General features: G+C 66.3%; 13 protein-coding genes. 7 read left to right on the plus strand and 6 right to left on the minus strand.

All coding sequences use genetic code 11. The annotated features are described in order from the left end of the window. Positions 1-95 precede the first annotated feature (95 nt). The gene (gene rsgA, locus H4O11_RS07450) at positions 96-1,193 is read left to right on the plus strand and encodes a ribosome small subunit-dependent GTPase A (RefSeq protein ID WP_246333335.1); all 1,098 of its coding nucleotides are present in this window, start codon (positions 96-98) and stop codon (positions 1,191-1,193) included. 78 nt (positions 1,194-1,271) lie between these two features. After that, positions 1,272-2,525: a flavohemoglobin expression-modulating QEGLA motif protein gene (locus tag H4O11_RS07455; protein ID WP_182338768.1), complete on the plus strand. Its 1,254-nt coding sequence runs from the start codon at positions 1,272-1,274 to the stop codon at positions 2,523-2,525. 316 nt (positions 2,526-2,841) lie between these two features. Here H4O11_RS07455 and H4O11_RS07460 read toward each other — a convergent pair whose 3' ends face one another. From H4O11_RS07460 to H4O11_RS07475, 4 genes are all read right to left on the minus strand, one after another. Next, the gene (locus H4O11_RS07460) at positions 2,842-5,151 is read right to left on the minus strand and encodes a TonB-dependent receptor (protein ID WP_182338769.1); all 2,310 of its coding nucleotides are present in this window, start codon (positions 5,149-5,151) and stop codon (positions 2,842-2,844) included. Positions 5,152-5,397: 246 nt separating this feature from the next. Next, positions 5,398-6,138 carry an acetoacetyl-CoA reductase gene (gene phbB, locus H4O11_RS07465; RefSeq protein WP_182338770.1) on the minus strand — a complete coding sequence of 247 codons (741 nt, stop codon included), beginning with the start codon at positions 6,136-6,138 and terminating at the stop codon, positions 5,398-5,400. 30 nt (positions 6,139-6,168) lie between these two features. After that, the gene (locus H4O11_RS07470; RefSeq protein WP_182338861.1) at positions 6,169-7,497 is read right to left on the minus strand and encodes a CitMHS family transporter; all 1,329 of its coding nucleotides are present in this window, start codon (positions 7,495-7,497) and stop codon (positions 6,169-6,171) included. 55 nt (positions 7,498-7,552) lie between these two features. Then, the gene (locus tag H4O11_RS07475) at positions 7,553-8,698 is read right to left on the minus strand and encodes an OprO/OprP family phosphate-selective porin (protein ID WP_182338771.1); all 1,146 of its coding nucleotides are present in this window, start codon (positions 8,696-8,698) and stop codon (positions 7,553-7,555) included. A gap of 315 nt (positions 8,699-9,013) precedes the next feature. Here H4O11_RS07475 and H4O11_RS07480 point away from each other — a divergent pair, with 315 nt between their 5' ends. The 4 genes from H4O11_RS07480 (at position 9,014) to H4O11_RS07495 (ending at position 12,874) form a co-directional block, all read left to right on the plus strand. Further along, positions 9,014-9,712 carry a response regulator transcription factor gene (locus H4O11_RS07480; RefSeq protein WP_182338772.1) on the plus strand — a complete coding sequence of 233 codons (699 nt, stop codon included), beginning with the start codon at positions 9,014-9,016 and terminating at the stop codon, positions 9,710-9,712. Next, positions 9,678-11,093 (plus strand): sensor histidine kinase, encoded by a 1,416-nt coding sequence (locus H4O11_RS07485; protein WP_246333336.1) that lies wholly within the window; start codon positions 9,678-9,680, stop codon positions 11,091-11,093. Before H4O11_RS07480 ends, H4O11_RS07485 begins: the two co-directional genes overlap by 35 nt. Next, complete coding sequence (locus H4O11_RS07490) at positions 11,093-12,145, plus strand: ABC transporter substrate-binding protein (protein ID WP_182338863.1); 1,053 nt, start codon at positions 11,093-11,095, stop codon at positions 12,143-12,145. The genes H4O11_RS07485 and H4O11_RS07490 overlap by 1 nt, the downstream gene beginning before the upstream one ends. A 75-nt stretch (positions 12,146-12,220) precedes the next feature. Continuing rightward, complete coding sequence (locus H4O11_RS07495) at positions 12,221-12,874, plus strand: response regulator (protein WP_182338773.1); 654 nt, start codon at positions 12,221-12,223, stop codon at positions 12,872-12,874. A gap of 10 nt (positions 12,875-12,884) precedes the next feature. Here H4O11_RS07495 and H4O11_RS07500 read toward each other — a convergent pair whose 3' ends face one another. Together H4O11_RS07500 and H4O11_RS07505 are read right to left on the minus strand one after the other, a co-directional pair. Next, complete coding sequence (locus H4O11_RS07500; RefSeq protein ID WP_182338774.1) at positions 12,885-15,530, minus strand: hybrid sensor histidine kinase/response regulator; 2,646 nt, start codon at positions 15,528-15,530, stop codon at positions 12,885-12,887. Between the two features lie 102 nt (positions 15,531-15,632). Beyond that, the gene (locus tag H4O11_RS07505) at positions 15,633-16,793 is read right to left on the minus strand and encodes an OprO/OprP family phosphate-selective porin (RefSeq protein ID WP_182338775.1); all 1,161 of its coding nucleotides are present in this window, start codon (positions 16,791-16,793) and stop codon (positions 15,633-15,635) included. Between the two features lie 208 nt (positions 16,794-17,001). Here H4O11_RS07505 and H4O11_RS07510 point away from each other — a divergent pair, with 208 nt between their 5' ends. Beyond that, the gene (locus H4O11_RS07510; protein WP_182338776.1) at positions 17,002-18,345 is read left to right on the plus strand and encodes a dicarboxylate/amino acid:cation symporter; all 1,344 of its coding nucleotides are present in this window, start codon (positions 17,002-17,004) and stop codon (positions 18,343-18,345) included. The last annotated feature ends 95 nt before the right edge of the window (positions 18,346-18,440 follow it).

Below are 18,440 nucleotides of genomic sequence, written 5' to 3' on the forward strand. Positions count from 1 at the left end.
GAAGGCCCATGGTAGCTGAATTGCTGCAATGCATGGCAAGCCATGCCGCCGCCGCCGTGCCCTGCCGGACGCCCCATCCCGGTAGAATGCCGACGATGACCGATACCCCCGATTACCCCGCGCTGCAGACCATCGGCTGGCCGTGGCCAGGCGCTCCGCTGCAGGCCGACCAGGCCGATTGGCACGCCGCCATGTCCGCCCATCCGCAGGCGCGTCCGGCGCGGGTGATCGAACAGCACCGCACGCACTATGTGGTGGCGGATGGGCCGGATGCGTCGATCAAGGCCGAATCCCTGCCGGAATGGCAGCGTCCCCGCTTCCCCAGCCACGAACGGCCGGCGGTGGGGGACTGGGTGCTGCTCGACGGCATCCGCATCGTCGCACTGCTGCCCCGACGTACCTCGATCAAACGCGGCGCGGCTGGCGAGCATTACCACCAGCAGGTCATCGCGGCCAACGTCGATACCGTGTTCATCGTCTGTGGGCTGGATGCGGACTTCAACCCGCGCCGCATCGAACGTTATCTGCTGCTGGTCGGTGGCGGTGGCGCTGAACCGGTGGTGGTGCTGACCAAGGCCGACCAGACCGACTACACCGATGATGCGCTGGCGGTGCTGGAGGAGCTGAAAGTGCAGGGCATCGCGCTGCGTGCGGTGAACGGACTGGATCCGGACAGCGTGGCGACCCTGCATCCCTGGCTGCACGCAGGCCGCACGGTGGTGCTGGTGGGGTCCTCTGGCGCGGGCAAGTCCACGTTGACCAATACGCTGTTGGGCGAACAGCGGATGAAGACCAATGCAGTGCGTTCGAATGATTCGCGAGGCCGGCATACCACCACGCACCGCGCGTTGATGCCGTTGCCGATGGGGGCCTGCCTGATCGACACGCCCGGCATGCGCGAGCTGAAACCGACCGGCGAGGAGACGCTGGCCGAGGGCGGCTTTGCCGATATCGAGGCGTTGGCCGCGCAATGCCGCTTCCGCAATTGCCTGCACCAGCAGGAGCCCGGATGCGCGGTGCGTGCCGCCATCGATGAAGGCGAGATCGAAGAAACCCGTGTACTGAACTACTTCAAGCTGAAGGAAGAAGTAGCGGCTGCCGCGGCGAAACTGGCGATCCGCCAGGCCGAGACCGCGCAGGAGCGCCGCACGGCGGCGCGGCGCGGCGCAGGCAAGCCACGCCGGTCCCCGTAGCGCGTAGCGCCGAGCCATGCTCGGCGGCCTTCCGTCTGGCCTGGCGCTACCCGACTGCGGTGGCGGTATAGTCCGCCCATGGACCCGGCAACGACACTGGATCGTGAGGTGGCCCACCATGCCGCGTTGGATGCGCGCCTGGTCGCGGCCGTCGGTGGCATCCGCCTGCTGGGCCTGACCAGTTGGCCAGCGGCCGTGCAGCCGCCGTTCCTGGAAAGCGTGGCTCGTGGCCAACCGCGGCTGCCACAGGTCGATTACCCGAAACTGGATTTCAGCGACGAACGGCGTGCACTGGCTGCCTTGGCCGCCGAGTGCGACACCGACCACCCGTTGGGACACTACGTGCGGCAATCCGCGCAGAGCTGGGACGTGGCCGCGCGGTTGCTGGAAAACCTGGGCACGGCCGAGGTCGATGCCTGTTCGGTGCAGTTGTTCGGCTCGCCCGAACAACCCTTGCCTGGCAGCGGTCCAAGCACGCGCGAGGCCGCACGCCATTTCATCCAGATCGCCACCGAGCTGGACCATGAGCTGCTGGCGCCGGAAGAGCAGGTGCCGGTATCGGCTACTGCCCTGCAATTGCAGCTGCAGGGCGACCTGGATGCCTTCTTCGATTCGCGCATCATCCAGGTGCAGCTGGATCCGGACCTGGTGTCCAAGGCGGCGGCCGGCCCGACCCGCATCCGCCTGCGCACCAGTGCCCGGTTCAGCGCTTACGACCGTGCGCAGCTGTTCCACCATGAAGCGCTGGTACATTCCCTGACTGCCCTCAATGGCCGCCGACAGAGCGTCCTGCCCAGCCTGGCGCTGTCGTCGCCGCGGGTGACGGCTACCCAGGAAGGGCTGGCGACGTTCGCCGAGCAGATCACCGGCAGCATCGACATCGAGCGCTTGAAGCGCATCAGCCTGCGTACCGAAGCGATTGCCATGGCTCGGGAGGGAGCGGACTTCATCGAGGTATTCCGCTACTTCTGTGCCGCCGGGCAGAATCCGGAAGAGAGCTTCGCTTCCGCGCAGCGGGTGTTCCGTGGCGTGCCCCCTGTGGGTGGGCTGGCCTTCACCAAGGACACGGTGTACCTGCGTGGGCTGGTGTCGGTGCATACCTTCTTCCGCCATATGCTGGCAGAGGACCGGTTGCAGGTATGCCGGTGGCTGTTCGCCGGCAAGATGAGCCTGGCCGATGCGATCGCCTTCGCGCCGCTGTTCGAGGCAGGCACCCTGCAACCGCCGCGCTGGTTGCCGCACTGGGTAAGCCGGGCCAACGGACTGGCGGGCATGCTGGCGTTTTCGTTGTTCGCCAACCGGATACGGATGGATCAGTTGGCGCCGGAGTGAAATGCGTTGGCGGGATGATGCGCTGGCGCCTCGATTGATATCGCTGGGCGGCGGTGGGGCACCCTGGCCAGGACACGCCGTAAACCCATCCATGAAGTGACCGCCTGAAGTTGGACAGGTGGGGAATCAGGCGGCCAACCCACCCCGCCCCACCTTCGACAGGTCCACGTGGCGTCGCGTAGCGCCGGGCCATGCCCGGCGGAATGGGGTGGGATGGGTAGAGCCGGGCAATGCCCAGCTCTTTGCTTTTGCTCTTGCCTTCCATTGCCACCGCGCCCCGCTGCGTTACTGATACGCCGCAGCGCCCGCTTCTGACTTAGAACTCCGCTGCCACCGTCATGAACACCTGCCGTGGCGCGCTGGCGTGGATGGCATAACGCGTTCCGGTCGGGTCGGTAGGGGCGAACGAACTCAGCTGGCCGGCATAGCGCTTGTTGGCCAGGTTGGTGGCGTTGAGCGATACCTTCAGGTCGCGCAGGCCCATGCCCGGCCCGAACGAATACCCCATGCCGGCATCGAAGGTGGTCACGCCCGCTACGGACTGGTCGTTGGTGTAGGTGTAGTAGCGCTTGCCGGTGTACTTCGCGCGCAGGCTGGCGAAGAAGCCATCGCGGCTCCAGCTGAGTTCGCTCGAGGCCATCCGCTGTGGCGTGTCCACGGTGATCTTTCCGGCCACCGGCACGATCTCGCCAGCAGAGGTGTAATCATCCTCGTAGGTGGTCTTGTTCCAGGACAACGCGTTGTACCACTGCAACCCGTCCATCGGCTTGAGGATGAAGGTCAGCTCCGCGCCACGGCTCTTGACCGACCCGACGTTGATGAAGCGGGTGATGCATTCCGGGCGGGTACCGACTTCGATGCTGGTGCAGGGGTTGAGCGACAACAGACGGTTGTCGAACAGCACGTGGTACGCCGCCAGCGAGGCCTGGTATTTCTCGCCGAAACGGCGGAAACCCGCCTCGAAGGTGCGCGACTTCTCCGGCTCCAGGTCATCCACGCTGGCCGCGAAGGATTCGGGCGACACCTGCAGCGGGCCGCCGCTGCCGCCGCCGACGAACGCAGCGATGTTCTCTGCATAGGAGGCGAACACTTCCTGGTCCGGCGTGAGCTTGAAACTTATGCCACCCTGCGGCAGCACCGATTCCTTCGCTGTCAGCGTGCCCGAGGCATAGCTGGATTCGGTACCCGGCTTGGCCCGGGCGGTCATCCGTGTGTTCGGGTTCTTGACGCCGATGTCCACGGTCATCCGTCCGTCAAGGAAGCGCATGCGGTCCTGGACGTAGAACTGGCGCGTGCGGATGTCGAAGTCCTGGTCGAACAGGCGGCGATCCGGATGGTTGAGGTAAGTGTCGTCCAGGAATGGGCCGTCGATGTAATAGAAGTTGCGCTCTACGTTGTGGTCGTTCTTTTCGTACCACAGGCCGGCTTCCAGCTCATGGATGCCCACGCTCCAGGTCAGTGCGGCGGTCAGGCCCTGGCGGTTGATGGTGTAGTTGGTGCTGCGGATGGAGATCGGGATCTCGCGGTCGGTACCCGGATGCGACGGCTGGCCCGGCGCCCACCAATGGCCCTGTCCGCGGTTATCGTGGTGGTAGGCCAGCAGTTTCAGGCCGCCGTTGTCGCCCAGCTTCAGGTCGGCGTCCAGCGAGTACAGGTTGTCATCGCGCAGCGCGCGGCTCTGATAGTACGCATCATCGATGCTGTCGACGCCACCGCTGAACGCACAGCGTTGCGGGTCAAGGGTGGCCGGCGCGCAGTAGGCTGCCGCCAGCGCACGATCCCAGTCCGGTGCATAGATATTCCAGTCATAGCCCAGTCCACGTTCCAGCATGTTCCTGGACAGATAGGCATAGTTCGCCTGGCTGGCGCGCGAGGTAGCGGCGAACGCGCCGAACCGATGGTCGCCTACCTGCCATGCCGCCTTGGCGTTGAACTGGCGGGTGGTCTGGTTCTGGTACGGCGCTGCCCACATGTCCGCGTCCTGGTGCACGCCGGAGACATAGGCAGAGAAGTCGTTGATGTCGCCGGTGTCCACGCGCAGGTAACCACGCCGCTGGTTGTCGTCGCCGACCGTGACGCTGGCACGGCCGCCGGATTCGGTGGAGGGGTCCATCGAGAAATACTGGATCGCGCCGCCAAGGTTGCTGGTGGACGCCACGCCCAGCGAGCCGATGCCCTGCGACAATTCAGCACCAGCGAGGTTTTCGGCGATCAGTGCCCGCGCGATGCTCAGGCCGTTGTAGTTGCCATAGCTGTTGTCGCCCAGCGGAATGCCATCGAGCGTATAGCCGAGCCGGCTCTTGTCGAAGCCGCGCAGGCTGATGGTCTGCGATTCTTCGTTGGCGCCAAAGGCATCGTTGGACTGCACCGACACACCCGGCAGGCGGTCGAGGATTTTCTGGCCGCTGGTACCGGGCGGCAACACCTCCTTGTCTGCCGCGGTGATGCGCTGGACCTGGCGGGTTTCGCCCTGGCCGATGACCGAAACGGCATCCAGCGTCCGTGCATCCAGCGTGGCATCGGCGGAGGAAGCGGCTTCCGTGGCAACGTCATCGTTGCTGGAAGCGTTGGCGTTGGCGGTGCATAGCGCAATCGCCATGGCGATCGTCAGGGGTCGGGTCTGCATGTCGGTCCGTTGCATGGGGGAGGGCCTGCGTACTGCAGGTCGCTGACCACTGTGCGGAACGGAAATGACGACTTTTTGACGTTGCTGCAGTGCGCACGCTGAAATGAGACATGCATCAACTGGAGGGGTAGTGACGGGCCATGCCCGTCACGGGAAAGCAGCGGGGCATGGCCCCGCTCTACCGGGGGTGGTGACGGTACCGGGTAGTGACGGGCCATGCCCGTCACAGGACGCAGCGGGCCCGCATCAGCCCATGTACAGGCCGCCATTCACCGGGTAATCCGCGCCGGTCACATAGGCGGCGTCATCGGAGGCCAGCCAGCCGCACAGTGCGGCGACTTCTTCGGGCTTGCCCAGGCGACGGATCGGCACCGAAGCGGCCAGCCGATCCAGCACGTCCGGCGGGAAGCTGCTGATCGACTGGCTGGCGATGTAGCCGGGCGAGATGGTGTTGACGGTAACCCCGCGCGCCGCGACTTCAGCGGCAAGCGCGCGGCTGAAACCATGCATGGCCGCCTTGGCGGTCGCATAGTTGACCTGGCCGATCTGGCCCTTGTGCGCGCTGACCGAGCCGATGTTGATGATGCGCCCCCAGCCACGGGTGGCCATGCCATCCACCACCTGCTTGGTGATGTGGAAAAGCGAGTTGAGGTTGGAGGCGATCACCGCGTTCCAGTCTTCGGCGGTCATCTGCCGGAACAGCACGTCGCGGCTGCCACCCGAGTTGTTGACCAGCACGTCGACATCGCCGACATCGGCGCGGACCTTGGCGAACGCGGCGCTGGTGGATGCCCAGTCAGTGGCATTGCCTTCGGAGGCGATGAAGTCGAAGCCGAGCTCGCGCTGTTCGCGCAGCCAACCGGTCTTGCGCGGCGAGTTCGGCGCGCAGCCGGCGACCACGGTGTGGCCAGAGCGCGCCAGGGTCTGGCAGATGGCAGTGCCGACACTGCCCATGCCGCTGGTGACGTATGCGATGCGAAGCGTCATTGGAATCTCCAGGTACGGGTCGGGGCCGCGTCAGGCGGCCAACGGATACAGTGCGAACAACAGGCTGCCGAACATCAACAGCAGCGAGATCATCACGGCCCACTTCAGGGTGAACTTCTGGTGGTCGGCGAACTCCACCTTGGCCAGGCCGACCAGCAGGTAGGTGGACGGAACCAGCGGGCTGAGCAGGTGTACCGGCTGCCCTGCCAGCGAGGCACGCGCCATTTCCACCGGCGTGATGCCGTAGTTGCCGGCCGCCTCGGACAGGATCGGCAACACGCCGAAGTAGAAGGCATCATTGGACATGAAGAAGGTGAACGGCATCGAGGCCAGCGCGGTGATGACCGCCAGGTAAGGGCCCCAGCTCTCCGGGATGATGGCCAGGAAGCTGTGCGACATCGCCTCGACCATGCCGGTGTTGTTGAGGATGCCGGTGAAGATGCCGGCGGCGAAGATCAACGACACCACCGACAGCACGTTGCCGGCATGGTTGACCACGCGACGGCGCTGCTCGGCCAGGTTCGGGTAGTTGATCACCAGCGCGATGGCGAAGCCGACCATGAACAGGATCGGCATCGGCAGCAGGCCCATGATCAACGCGGCCATCAGTGCGGCGGTCAGGCCAAAGTTGACCCACAGCAGCTTCGGACGCTTGGTGTCTTCGGCGTCTTCCACGGTGGGCAGGGCATCGCCGTCGTCGGACACGCTGGAATCCATCCACGAGCCCCCTTGCGGCAGGGTCACCACGCCCAGGCGACGGCGCTCCTTCATGCCCAGGTACCAGGCCAGCGCCAGGATGCCAGCGCAAGCGATGATCATGGACGGGATCAACGGCACGAACACGTCGGCGGGATCCACGTGCAGGGCGGTGGCGGCGCGCGCGGTCGGGCCTCCCCATGGAGTGAGGTTCATCACGCCGCCGGCCAGGATGGTCACGCAGGTCATGTTCAAGGCGCTCATGCCCAGCCGCCGGTACAGCGGCAGCATCGCCGAGACGGTGATCATGTACGTGGTGGAACCATCGCCATCGAGCGATATCAGCATCGCCAGGACGGCGGTGCCCATCACGATCTTCAGTGGATCACCCTTGACCACGTTGAGGATCACCCGCACCAATGGGTCGAACAGGCCGGCGTCGATCATCACCCCGAAGTAGAGGATGGCGAACATCAGCATGACGCCGGTGGGCGCGATTTTCTTGATGCCGTCGAGCATCATTTCGTCGATGCCGGCGCCGAAGCCACCAAGCAGCGCGAAGATGATCGGAACGGTGATCAGTGCGACCAGCGGCGACAGTCGCTTGCTCATGATCAAGTACATGAACGTAATGACCATGCCAAAGCCGAGGATGCTCAGCATCATCTGCGGACTCCTTGCAGGTTGGATGTGGAAGGGGGAGGGGAGGACAGGGGGATCAGAAATCGAACTGCAGGCGACCGGTCAGCGCGCGCGTGCGGTCGACCGTGACGTCGGCCAGGCGGTCGCGGTTGCGGCTCTCGATCAGGTTGAGCATGAAGCGCAGGTTGTCGCGCAGGTACCAGTTGCCGCCCAGCGTCCAGGCTTCGGTGCTGCCGTCACGCAGGTCCGGCAAGCCGTCCAGGTGCTGGTCGCCGCGCATCTGGTCATAGCGCAGGGCGAGTTCGAAGGCGCCTGCCTTGTGCTGGATGTCCTTGACCCGCGCGAAGCGGCCGGTCTTGCGGTCGTATGCACGCGACTCACCGGTCACGAACCAGCTGAGCATGCCGTAGCCGGCCAGTACCTTGCCGCGCTGCAGCCCGTCGTCGAAAGTGGCACCACTGAATTCGCCCTGCCATGACAGCGGACCGCGGACCTGCGCGTACTCCAGCGACCACTTGTTGACATCGGTATCGCGGCCATTGGAAAAATCGACCAGGGTCAGGCGGCTCTCGTCGGAGAGGTGTCCGGCCGCGCGCGGGCGTACCTGCAGCGCCGGGGTACCGCTGCCGCCGGGGTTGTCATACAGCTCGCGGGCCAGCGAAATGCCCAGGTGCAGCACGTCGCCGGATGCCGGCGACGGGGCCCAGGTGGCGCGTCCACCGGCGGCGCGTCCTTTTACCTTCCACGCATCGATGCTTTCCAGGCTGTAGATGCTGGCCGCCCAGGTGAAGTCACCAGGATTGGCCTGCCACGAGGCACCCAACCGGTACAGCGGCGCCAGCGTGGTGCCGGCATTGCCCCGTTCCAGGAAGCTGCCATAGTTCGAACCGGTACGGTCATCCAGCGAGAAATACTGCTTGAACTGACCCACGGTGAGCCTGCCTGCATCGCCGAAGCCACGACTGACGAATACATCCTTGGCTTCGACGCGGTCGCCGGAAAAATCGGCTTCCATCTTGTAGTCCACCACGAAGAACCTGCCGGATACGTCAAGCCAGGCGCGGCGTATTTCGGTGTCATCCTTGTTGGGCGTGCCGCGGTTGTCGTTGTCGAACGTGGCGAAATCCAGGTGCAGGCGCCCACCAATCGCGGCGGTGACCGGGCGGTCGTCTTCAGCCGCCCGGGCCGGTACGGCTGCCGCCAGCAGGACACAGGTAGCCATTGCATACGAACCGACAGCGGCACAACGGACAACAGGACGTTCCACAAACCCTCCCAGGTGCGCGCCAGGCGCGCGGCCAACGTGGGCACCCGGTGCAGGTGCGAGGGGCGCAGTCTGGTGGGCGCAAGCTGTCATCCGCCTGTCAGCGGTTTGTGCGGTGCAGCGTAAAACCCGCCGCTGCGCTCGCCGGGCATGGCCTGGCGCTATCCCCGGGCGGCGCATCCCGGTAGCGCCGGGCCATGCCCGGCGGACTGCCCGCCGCGCGCCATCCCGCTTCACGCGGTAGCATTCGCTTCCCCTCCCACCGTTGTCCCCATGCGCCTGCTGCTGGTCGAAGACAATCCGGACCTGGCCGATGCGATCGTTCGCCGCATGCGCCGCAATGGCCATGCCGTGGACTGGCAGTCCGATGGCCTGGCCGCAGCCAGCGTGCTGCGCTACCAGAGTTTCGACCTGGTGGTGCTGGATATCGGCCTGCCCAAGCTGGACGGCCTGCGTGTGCTGGCCGGCATGCGCGAGCGCGGCGACAGCACGCCGGTACTGATGCTCACCGCACGCGATGGCATCGAAGACCGGGTGCAGGCGCTGGACGTAGGCGCCGATGACTACCTCGGCAAACCGTTCGATTTCCGCGAGTTCGAAGCACGCTGCCGGGTGCTGCTGCGGCGCGCGCGCGGGCACGCCAGCGACGTGGTGCATATCGGTGGATTCCAGTTCGACAACGCCGCGCACCGGGTCAGCCTGGATGGCGAGGCGATCGAACTGCCCAACCGGGAGTTCCGCCTGCTGGAGATCCTGGTCGGTCGGCTGGGGCAGGTGGTCGGCAAGGATGAAATCGGCAACGGGCTGTTCGGCTTCGACGACGAAGCGGGTCCCAACGCCATCGAACTGTACGTCGGGCGCCTGCGCCGGAAGCTGGCTGCCGCCCCGCTGCGCATCGTCACCGTGCGAGGGGTGGGTTACCTGCTGGAGGCGGCCGATGCCGCCGGACCAAGTGCCGACGATGGTGGCTGAGCGCCAGGCGCCGCCCTCGTTGCGCCGCACCCTGACGCTGTACCTGGGGGTGCTGCTGGCGGTGTTCGCGGTAGCCCTGTTGTTTGCCGCGCGCGATTACGGCCAGCGCGCCGCCAACCGTTCCTACGACCACCTGCTGGTGTCTTCGGCGCTGTCCATCGCCGATTCAGTGGCGCTGGTGGAGGGGCAGTGGCAGGTCGACCTGCCGTATGCCGCGCTGGACCTGCTGGCCATGGCGCCGGAGGACCGGGTGTTCTACCGGGTAGCTGACAGTCGCGGCAAGCTGATCACCGGTTACGGCGACCTGCCGGCCGCGCCACGCAGCAGTGGCAGGCCGGGCGACGCGCCGCGGCTGTTCGACGCGCCCTACAGCGGCGAGCCCGTGCGCTTCGTGGTGGTGGCGCGCAACCTGGCCTCGCCATCGGCGCAGGGCGAGGTGCAGGTGCAGGTGGGCCAGACCCGTCGTGCACGCGAAGCGCTGGCGCAGGAAATGGTCAACCGCGCGCTGTTGGCGATCAGCGTGTTGTCGCTGCTGTCGCTGGCCCTGGTGGGGGTTGGCGTGCATCGTGCCTTCCGCCCGCTGGTGCGGGTGGAGCGCGAGCTGTCGCGGCGCGAACCTTCCGACCTGCGGCCGCTGGACGCGCACGTACCGCGCGAGATGGACCAGATGGTCGCCGCGCTGAACCGCTTCATGGGGCGGCTGTCCAGCAGCAATGAAACGCTGCGCGCGTTCATGGCCGAAGCGGCGCACCAGATGCGTACCCCGTTGGCCGCATTGCGTGCACAGGCGCAGCTGGCGCTGGATGACGAGGACCCCGAGGACATGCGGCGCAGCCTGTTGGCCATCGAGCGCAATGCCAGCCACATGAGCCGCCTGCTCAACCAGCTGCTCAGCGATGCCAGCGTGATCCATCGCTCCAACCTGCAGCGGTATGCGTCGGTGGACCTTGCCGAGACCGTGCACCAGGCGTTGTACGAGGCGTTGCCGCAGGCCGAGCCGATCCCGCGCGTGCAGCTGGCGATGACCACCGGCCCGGTCTGGGTGCAGGGCGATGCCCTGTTGCTGCGTGAAGCCATCAAGAACCTGGTCGACAACGCAGTGAAGTACAGCGGCGCCGCACCGCTGCAGGTGGCATTGACGGTGGATGCCGGCCATGCCGTGTTGACCATCGCCGACCATGGGCCGGGCATCGCACCGGGTGATGCCGGGCGCGTGTTCGAGCGTTTCGCGCGTGGCGACGGCGTGGCGGCGGGAGGTGCCGGCCTGGGGCTGGCAATCGTCAAGCGGGTGGTCGATGGCCATGGCGGGCACATCGATCTGTCCAACCGGCGCGAAGGCGGCCTGGTGGCCACCATCCGCCTGCCGAGGAGCCTTTCATGATGCGCCTGGCCTGTGTGCTGCTGCTGGCGTTGGCGACCTTCCTGGTGCATGCCGCGCCTGGCGATGTGCAGCGCTTTCCTGCTACCGCCGAGCGGACGGCGCAGTTGCACATCCACGGCAGCACCGATATCGAAGTGTTCGCGGTGGTGATCGCCGACTACCAGCGCCAGCACCCGGGTACCGAGGTGGTCTACGAGGACATCATCACCCAGGACCTGCATGCGCGTTACCTGCACGACCATGGCGGTGCAACGGCACCGGACCTGCTGATCTCCAGCGGCATGGACCTGCAGACGAAGCTGGTCAACGACGGGCATGCGCAGGCCCATCGCTCGCCGCAGACCGAAGCGTTGCCTTCCTGGTCGCAATGGCGCAACGAGGCATTCGGCATCAGCTACGAGCCGGTGGTGATGGTCTACAACACCCGCGCATTGCCGGCGGCACGCGTGCCACGGACCCGTCGCCAGCTGCTGGACCTGCTGCGCGCTGCGGATGCCCCGCTGCAAGGGCGGGTAGGAACCTACGACATCAACCGCAGCAGCGTGGGCTACCTGCTGGCGACCCAGGACGCACAGCGCGGCAGCATGGCCGGCGCGCTGCTGGGCGCGCTGGGCGACAACCGGGTGCTGCTGGAAGAACGAACCGGGGTATTGCTGGACAAAGTGAGCAGTGGCGAGCTGGCACTGGCCTACAACGTACTGGGCTCCTACGCGCAGGCGCGCATCGACGACGGTGAGCCGCTGGGCATCGTCGAACCCGAGGACTACACGCTGGTGATGCTGCGCACTGCGCTGATCCCGCGCAGCGCACGCAACAGCACCGAAGCACGCCGGTTCCTCGACTACCTGCTGTCGCCGCGCGGCCAGCAGGTGTTGTCGCGCGAGGCGAAGCTGATGCCCATCGTGCGTGGCAGCGATGGCCGCAACGGCAGCCCGGGGCGCAACCTGAGGCCGATCCAGCTGGGTCCTGGCCTGCTGGTGTACCTGGATGCGCTCAAGCGCCAGCAGTTCCTCGATGCGTGGAACAGCAGCGTGCGGCCAAGCGCCCGGTAGCGCCGAGCCACGCTCGGCGGCGGTGCGCGAAAGGCCGCCGAGCGTGGCTCGGCGCTACTGCCTACAATGCAGGCCATGAATGAAGTAAACCTGCTGGTCGCCGATGACCATCCCCTGCTGCGCGCGGCGGTCGTGCATTCACTGCGGCAGGGCCTGCCGCAGGTCAGGGTGCGCGAAGTCGCCAGTGCCGAAGCCCTGGAGCAGGCGCTGGACCAGCACCCGGATCTCGACCTGGTACTGCTGGACCTGACAATGCCGGGCGCGCACGGTTTCTCGGCGCTGCTGCATGTGCGTGGCGCGCATCCGGACATCCCGGTGGTGATCCTGTCCTCCAACGACCACCCGCGGGTGATCCGCCGGGCACAGCAGTTCGGTGCGGCTGGTTTCATCCCCAAGTCGGTGCCGCCGGAGACGATCGGCGAGGCCGTGGTGGCGGTACTGGAGGGGGGATCATGGTTTCCGGCGATGGCCGCTGAACGTTCGGAGGCCGATGCCTTGCTGGCCAGCCGGTTGGCCCAGCTCACGCCACAGCAGTTCCGGGTGCTGCTGTGCCTGGCCGATGGCCTGCTCAACAAGCAGATTGCCTACACGCTGGGATTGGCCGAAAACACGGTGAAGGTGCATGTGACCGCCATCCTGAAGAAGCTGGAATGCCACAGCCGCACCCAGGCGGCGGTGCTGGTGAAGGCGCTGGAGCCGGAAGGCGACGTCGGTGCCGGGTTGGCCTAGGGAATGCCGGTCAGCGGTGGTGGCGCAGCAGCAACTGGGTCATCAGCGCGCGTAGTGCCGGCGGCCGCACCGGCTTGGACAGGAAGCCCCAGCCGTTCTCCTGTGCATATGCCTTCAAGGCGTCATCGCGCTCGGCGGTGACCAGGATCACCGGAGGCCGCGCCTGCCAGTGTCCGCACAGCCGTTCGTACAAGGTGGGGCCGTCGAACTCGCCCATGCGCACGTCCAGCAGCACCAGTTCCGGCACGGCATCGGCCGCTGCTGCCTGCAGCGCGGCCAGCGGACCATCGGCCAGCTGCACATCGCAGGCCCACCGCTCAAGCAGTGCGCGTGTTGCCGCCACCACGTGGGGATCGTCATCGATGGCCCACACCCGGCGGCTGCGCAGGGGACCGTCGGCGGTCGTTTCCACCACATGGTCGGGGCTGGGTTCGGGCAGCACCACGTCGGTCGGGGATCCCAGCGGCACGGCTACTTCGAACAGGCTGCCGCTGCCCAGCGTGGAGCGGACCTGGATCGGATGGCCGAGCAGGCGGCCGATGCGCTCCACGATGGCCAGGCCAAGTCCCGCGCCACGCTCCTGCCCATCATGCAGCCGGCGGAATTCCTCGAAGATCTCCCGGTGCAGGCTTTCAGGGATGCCGGGTCCCTGGTCGTGCACCTGGATCCACAGCCGCGCACCGTCACGGCGACAGCCCAGCAGCACGCGGCCACGCTGGGTATAGCGCAGGGCATTGGACAGGAAATTCTGCAGGATGCGCCGCAGCAGTGCCTCATCGCTGACCACGACTGCGGTGGTGGGCACCCAGTGCAACTGCAGGCCGCGGCCTTCGGCTGCGATGCCGAACTCGCGTGCCAGCGTCTCCAGCAACGGGCCCAGGTTGAAGGCCCGCACGCGGGTGGAGAGGCTGCCTGATTCCAGCCGTGAAATATCCAGCAGGCTGGCCAGGATCGCATCCTGCGCCGACAGCGCTGCCTCGATATGGTCGACGGTCTGCTGTTGTTCGGCGTCGACCAGCTTGCCGCGCAGTACCGACACGAACATGCGGGCGGCATTCAGTGGCTGCAGCAGGTCGTGCACGGCCGAGGCAACGAACCGGGTCTTGTAACGGTTTGCCTGTTCGGCCTCGCGCCGCGCATCGTCGAGATCGCGGGTGCGCTCGGCCACGCGGTGTTCCAGTGCATCGGCCAGCGAGCGCAGTTCGCGCGCGGCGTTCTTGTAACTGGTGATGTCGGCATAGCTGGTGACGAAGCCACCATCGGGCAGCGGATTGCCCCGGATCTCCAGCACGGTGCCATCGTCTTTCTCGCTTTCGCGCATGTGCGGCCGGCCGCTGCGCAGGTGGTTCAGGCGCCGCTCGATGGCCTCGTCGATGGGGCCGGGGCCCAGCAGCCCACGTCGCGCGTTGAAGCGGAATATCTCTTCGATGGGGCGCCCGACCTGGACCAGCCCGGGCGGAAACCGGAACAACTCCAGGTAACGTGAGTTCCACGCCACCAGCCGCTGCTGGCCGTCGATGATGACCACGCCCTGTGGCAGGTGTTCCAGGCTGCGGCTGAGGCCGCTGTCTGCATCCTGCGCCGCCTCCAGCAGTCCATCCTGTGCGGTGCGCAGTTCCTGCGCATGCTGTTTCAGCAGGGTTTCCAGTTCGCGCCGGCTGCGCTGGCGATGGGCAGCCAGGCGCCGGCGCTGCTGCACGAACAGCACCAGGAAACCGAGTGCCAGCCAGGCCGCGCCTGCGCCGATGGCGGCGCTGCGTGCCACCGTACCGGCGGCACCTGCGTCATGCAGCAGGTGCAGGTGCCAGTCTTCTTCCGGCAGGTCGATGGTCTGCCACAGCACGGGCCGGGGCAGCGCAGGGTCGGCCATGTGCACGATGCGTCCGCCATCCTCCAGCACCCGTTCGGTGCGCGCACGCAGCGGCTGCAGTGAACGATCGGCATACTGCCGGCTGGCCGCCATCTCATTGCGTTCGGGGCGCCCCAGGTCGCGCAGCAGGCGATAGCGCCATGCATCCTGGTTGGCCAGGAACACCACGTCGTGGTTGTCGCTGGCCAGGACGATGTCCGGGCTGGCCAGCCACTCCTGTTCCAGTGCGGACAGTTCGATCTTGATCACTATGACGCCCAACGGCCTGCCAGCGGCATCGTTGATGGCGTGGGAAAGGAAATACCCGGGCACGCCGGTGGTCATGCCGATGCCGTAGAAGCGGCCATGGCCATTGGCCATGGCCTGCAGGTAGTACGGCCGGTAGCTGTAGTCCTCGCCGACATTGCTGGACGGCTCGGCCCAGTTGCTGGCCGCGACCGCCACGCCATCGCGGCCCACCAGGGTAAGCGTGGAGGTGCGGGTGACCTGGTTGGCCCGGGCCAGCTTGAGGTTCAGCCGCTGGCGCCCGGCGGCATCAGGTGGAGTGCGCAGCGCCGTCGACAGGTCCGGGTCCAGTGCCATGACCTGCGGCAAGGTACCGAAGCGGTCGATGCGCTGTTGCAGGCCCTGGGCATGCAGTTGGAGCTGGCGCTGCACCTGCGCGCTTTCGCCGGCCAGCGCACGCTGTCCGGCGAAGTGCCCGGCAGAGGCCGCGCACAGGATCGTCCCACCGATCATCACCAGCAGGGTCGTCAGCAGCGTGCGGTAGCGACCGAGCCGGTACATGCAGCCAGTTTACGGCCAGAGCGGGCCTACGCGCCGTTGCCGTTGATCCGCCAGGTGCAGGCGCGGGTCCATGACCCGCTCCTGCACCTGGCAGGCGTGCGCTCAGAAATGCATCTGCGCGCGGACTTCGAAGATCTCCGGCGTGGTATGGACGCCCTGGCGGCTGGCGTCGGCCTTCACGTAGTTGGCCTGGAACTTGAAATGGCTGGTCAGGTACCAGTTCGCGCCGATGGTCCAGTTGTGCTCGCGGCCGCCGAACACGTCGGCGTCATCCAGGTCCAGGCGGCTGTAGCGGGCCAGCAGCTCCACTGCACCGTAGTCGCGCGCCGGCTTGATGTTGGCTACGCTACCCGCGCTGTACGGGCGCGATTCGCCGGTCAGCACCCAGCTGGCCATCGCATACTGGCCATTGCCGGTGTAATCCGACTTGCCGTCGCGGCTGATGGTGGCCTGCAGGGCTTCGGCCTGCACCGAGAACGGTCCGCGGATCCAGATGCCTTCCAGGCCGACGCGGTCGATCTTGTCGGCGGTTTCCAGCGCGCCGGAGTCGACCAGGCGCAGGTCGGTCAGGCCGGCCTCCGGGCGTGCGCGCAGGCGCGCGGTGGCTTCGTGATGCACGTCGCGGCCATCACGCCAGCCGCGCGGGTTTTCCTGCGACAGGGCCAGGCCCAGGTGCAGCACGTTGGCTTCGGCCTTGACCGGGGTCCATACCGCGCGGACTGCCTGCATGGTGCCGGGATTGTCGCCCTGCAGGTCCTTGCCGCCATACACGCCGGCCTGCAGCAGGTAGGCCGGGCGCTCCAGCACCCAGTCCACGCCGGTGCGGCGGCCTGCGTAGAACGCCTGCACGGGCAGGGCGGTCTCCATGAAGCTGCCGGCACGCGAACTGGTCACCGCATCCAGGCCAACCGGTGTCTTCATGTAGCCGAAGCGGAACTTGCCGATGTCCTGCCCGAACAGCGCCTTGCTCTCGAGACGCACGAACACGTCCAGCCAGGTATCAGCCTGGAAGTCGTAGTACACCATCGCGTCATACACGCCCTTTTTCTTCAGCGTGGCGCCGAATTCCTTGCGGCGCACGGCATCGGCGTTATCGATGTCGCCGGAAAAATTGTTCCAGTCGTAGGCGATGTTGGCGGTGGCGGCCAGCTCGGTGTCGTCGGCAAAGGTGACCTTGGTTGGCCAGTTGTCGAAATCCGCGGCCGAGGCCAGCAGGGGGCTGGCGGCCAGGGACAACGCAAGCAGGGTGGGGGATTTACGCATGTGGGGGGTATCTCGTTTTCGGTTTTTGGGGGGCCTTGCGGCGGGGCGCAGTGTAGGGGCAGATCGGGAAACACACCTTCCTGAACCGGGGAGGTAGTACCAATAGGTTATCTGCTGCGGGCTCCGGGGCGCGTACAAAGACTGCCATCGAATGCTGCGCTGCTTTGTGATGGTGGCGTTTGCGTCAATCCCATTGCCGGAGCCCGCCATGCACGTTCCTACCGCCTCCCCGCTACCCACCCGGCCATTGCCGTTCTATCGCCAGCTGTATTTCCAGGTGGTGGTCGCCATCGTGCTGGGTGCCATCCTGGGGCATTACGAGCCGTTGATCGGCGAGAAGATGAAGCCGCTCGGAGATGCCTTCATCAACCTGGTGAAGATGATCATCGCACCGGTGATCTTCCTGACCATCGTCACCGGCATCGCCGGCATGACCCACCTGCGCACGGTGGGCCGGGTGTTCGCCAAGGCGATGGCGTACTTCCTGTTCTTCTCCACGCTGGCGTTGATCGTGGGCATGATCGTGGCGCACGTGGTACAGCCCGGCGCCGGCATGAACATCAATCCGGCCGACCTGGACCAGACCGCAGTCAACAGCTACGTGGAGAAGTCGCACGACCTTACCCTGGTCGGTTTTGCGATGGACATCATCCCCAAGACGCTGGTCAGCGCGTTCGTGGATGGCAACATCCTGCAGGTGCTGTTCGTGGCGGTGCTGTTCGGCATCGCGCTGGCATTGGTCGGTGAAAAGGGCAAGCCGGTATTGTCCTTCCTCGAAGCGCTGGTCGCCCCGGTGTTCAAGCTGGTGCATATCCTGATGCGTGCCGCTCCGATCGGTGCCTTCGGTGCCATCGCCTTCACCATCGGCAAGTACGGCGTCGGTTCGCTGATCAACCTGGCCTGGCTGGTGGGCTCGTTCTACCTCACCGCCTTCCTGTTCGTGGTGGTGGTGCTGGGCGTGGTCTGTCGCCTGTGCGGCTTCTCGGTGCTCAAGCTGGCCCGCTACCTGAAGGCCGAACTGTTGCTGGTGCTGGGCACCTCTTCGTCCGAATCCGCGCTGCCGTCGCTGATGGAAAAGATGGAGCGTGCCGGCTGCAGCAAGTCGGTGGTGGGCCTGGTGGTCCCGACCGGCTATTCCTTCAACCTGGACGGCACCAACATCTACATGACCCTGGCGGCGCTGTTCATCGCCCAGGCTACCAACACCGAACTGAGCCTTGGCCACCAGATCGCGCTGCTGCTGGTCGCCATGCTCAGTTCCAAGGGCGCCGCAGGTGTTACCGGTGCGGGCTTCATCACCCTGGCCGCCACCCTGGCGGTGGTGCCGGAAGTGCCGGTGGCCGGCATGGCGCTGATCCTCGGCGTGGACCGCTTCATGAGCGAATGCCGTTCGCTGACCAACTTCATCGGCAATGCCGTGGCGACCGTGGTGGTCTCGCGCTGGGAAGGCGCGCTGGACCGCGACCGCCTGGCACTGGCACTGGACGGCCGCGAAAGCGAACTGCCGCCGCCGGTGGATGCCGCACTGCCGGTCGCGGCTACCGAAGCCTGACCCCCCTCAGCTAGCGCCGAGCCTCGCTCGGCGGCAGGTTGGATCCCGTCCGGATGTTGCGTCGCAACATCCGGACGGCGGCCATGGCGACAGCC

It is taken from the genome of Stenotrophomonas tumulicola (assembly GCF_014117215.1).
In the GTDB taxonomy this organism is placed as follows: domain Bacteria; phylum Pseudomonadota; class Gammaproteobacteria; order Xanthomonadales; family Xanthomonadaceae; genus Stenotrophomonas; species Stenotrophomonas tumulicola.

Bases quoted from the DNA above. Each gene is read 5' to 3' on its own strand.
- H4O11_RS07505 (WP_182338775.1), bottom strand. From the start codon at position 16,793: ATGCGTAAATCCCCCACCCTGCTTGCGTTGTCCCTGGCCGCCAGCCCC.
- phbB (WP_182338770.1), bottom strand. From the start codon at position 6,138: ATGACGCTTCGCATCGCATACGTCACCAGCGGCATGGGCAGTGTCGGC.
- H4O11_RS07510 (WP_182338776.1), top strand. From the start codon at position 17,002: ATGCACGTTCCTACCGCCTCCCCGCTACCCACCCGGCCATTGCCGTTC.
- H4O11_RS07485 (WP_246333336.1), top strand. From the start codon at position 9,678: ATGCCGCCGGACCAAGTGCCGACGATGGTGGCTGAGCGCCAGGCGCCG.
- H4O11_RS07475 (WP_182338771.1), bottom strand. From the start codon at position 8,698: ATGGCTACCTGTGTCCTGCTGGCGGCAGCCGTACCGGCCCGGGCGGCT.
- H4O11_RS07455 (WP_182338768.1), top strand. From the start codon at position 1,272: ATGGACCCGGCAACGACACTGGATCGTGAGGTGGCCCACCATGCCGCG.
- H4O11_RS07500 (WP_182338774.1), bottom strand. From the start codon at position 15,530: ATGTACCGGCTCGGTCGCTACCGCACGCTGCTGACGACCCTGCTGGTG.
- H4O11_RS07460 (WP_182338769.1), bottom strand. From the start codon at position 5,151: ATGCAGACCCGACCCCTGACGATCGCCATGGCGATTGCGCTATGCACC.
- H4O11_RS07495 (WP_182338773.1), top strand. From the start codon at position 12,221: ATGAATGAAGTAAACCTGCTGGTCGCCGATGACCATCCCCTGCTGCGC.
- rsgA (WP_246333335.1), top strand. From the start codon at position 96: ATGACCGATACCCCCGATTACCCCGCGCTGCAGACCATCGGCTGGCCG.
- H4O11_RS07470 (WP_182338861.1), bottom strand. From the start codon at position 7,497: ATGCTGAGCATCCTCGGCTTTGGCATGGTCATTACGTTCATGTACTTG.
- H4O11_RS07490 (WP_182338863.1), top strand. From the start codon at position 11,093: ATGCGCCTGGCCTGTGTGCTGCTGCTGGCGTTGGCGACCTTCCTGGTG.
- H4O11_RS07480 (WP_182338772.1), top strand. From the start codon at position 9,014: ATGCGCCTGCTGCTGGTCGAAGACAATCCGGACCTGGCCGATGCGATC.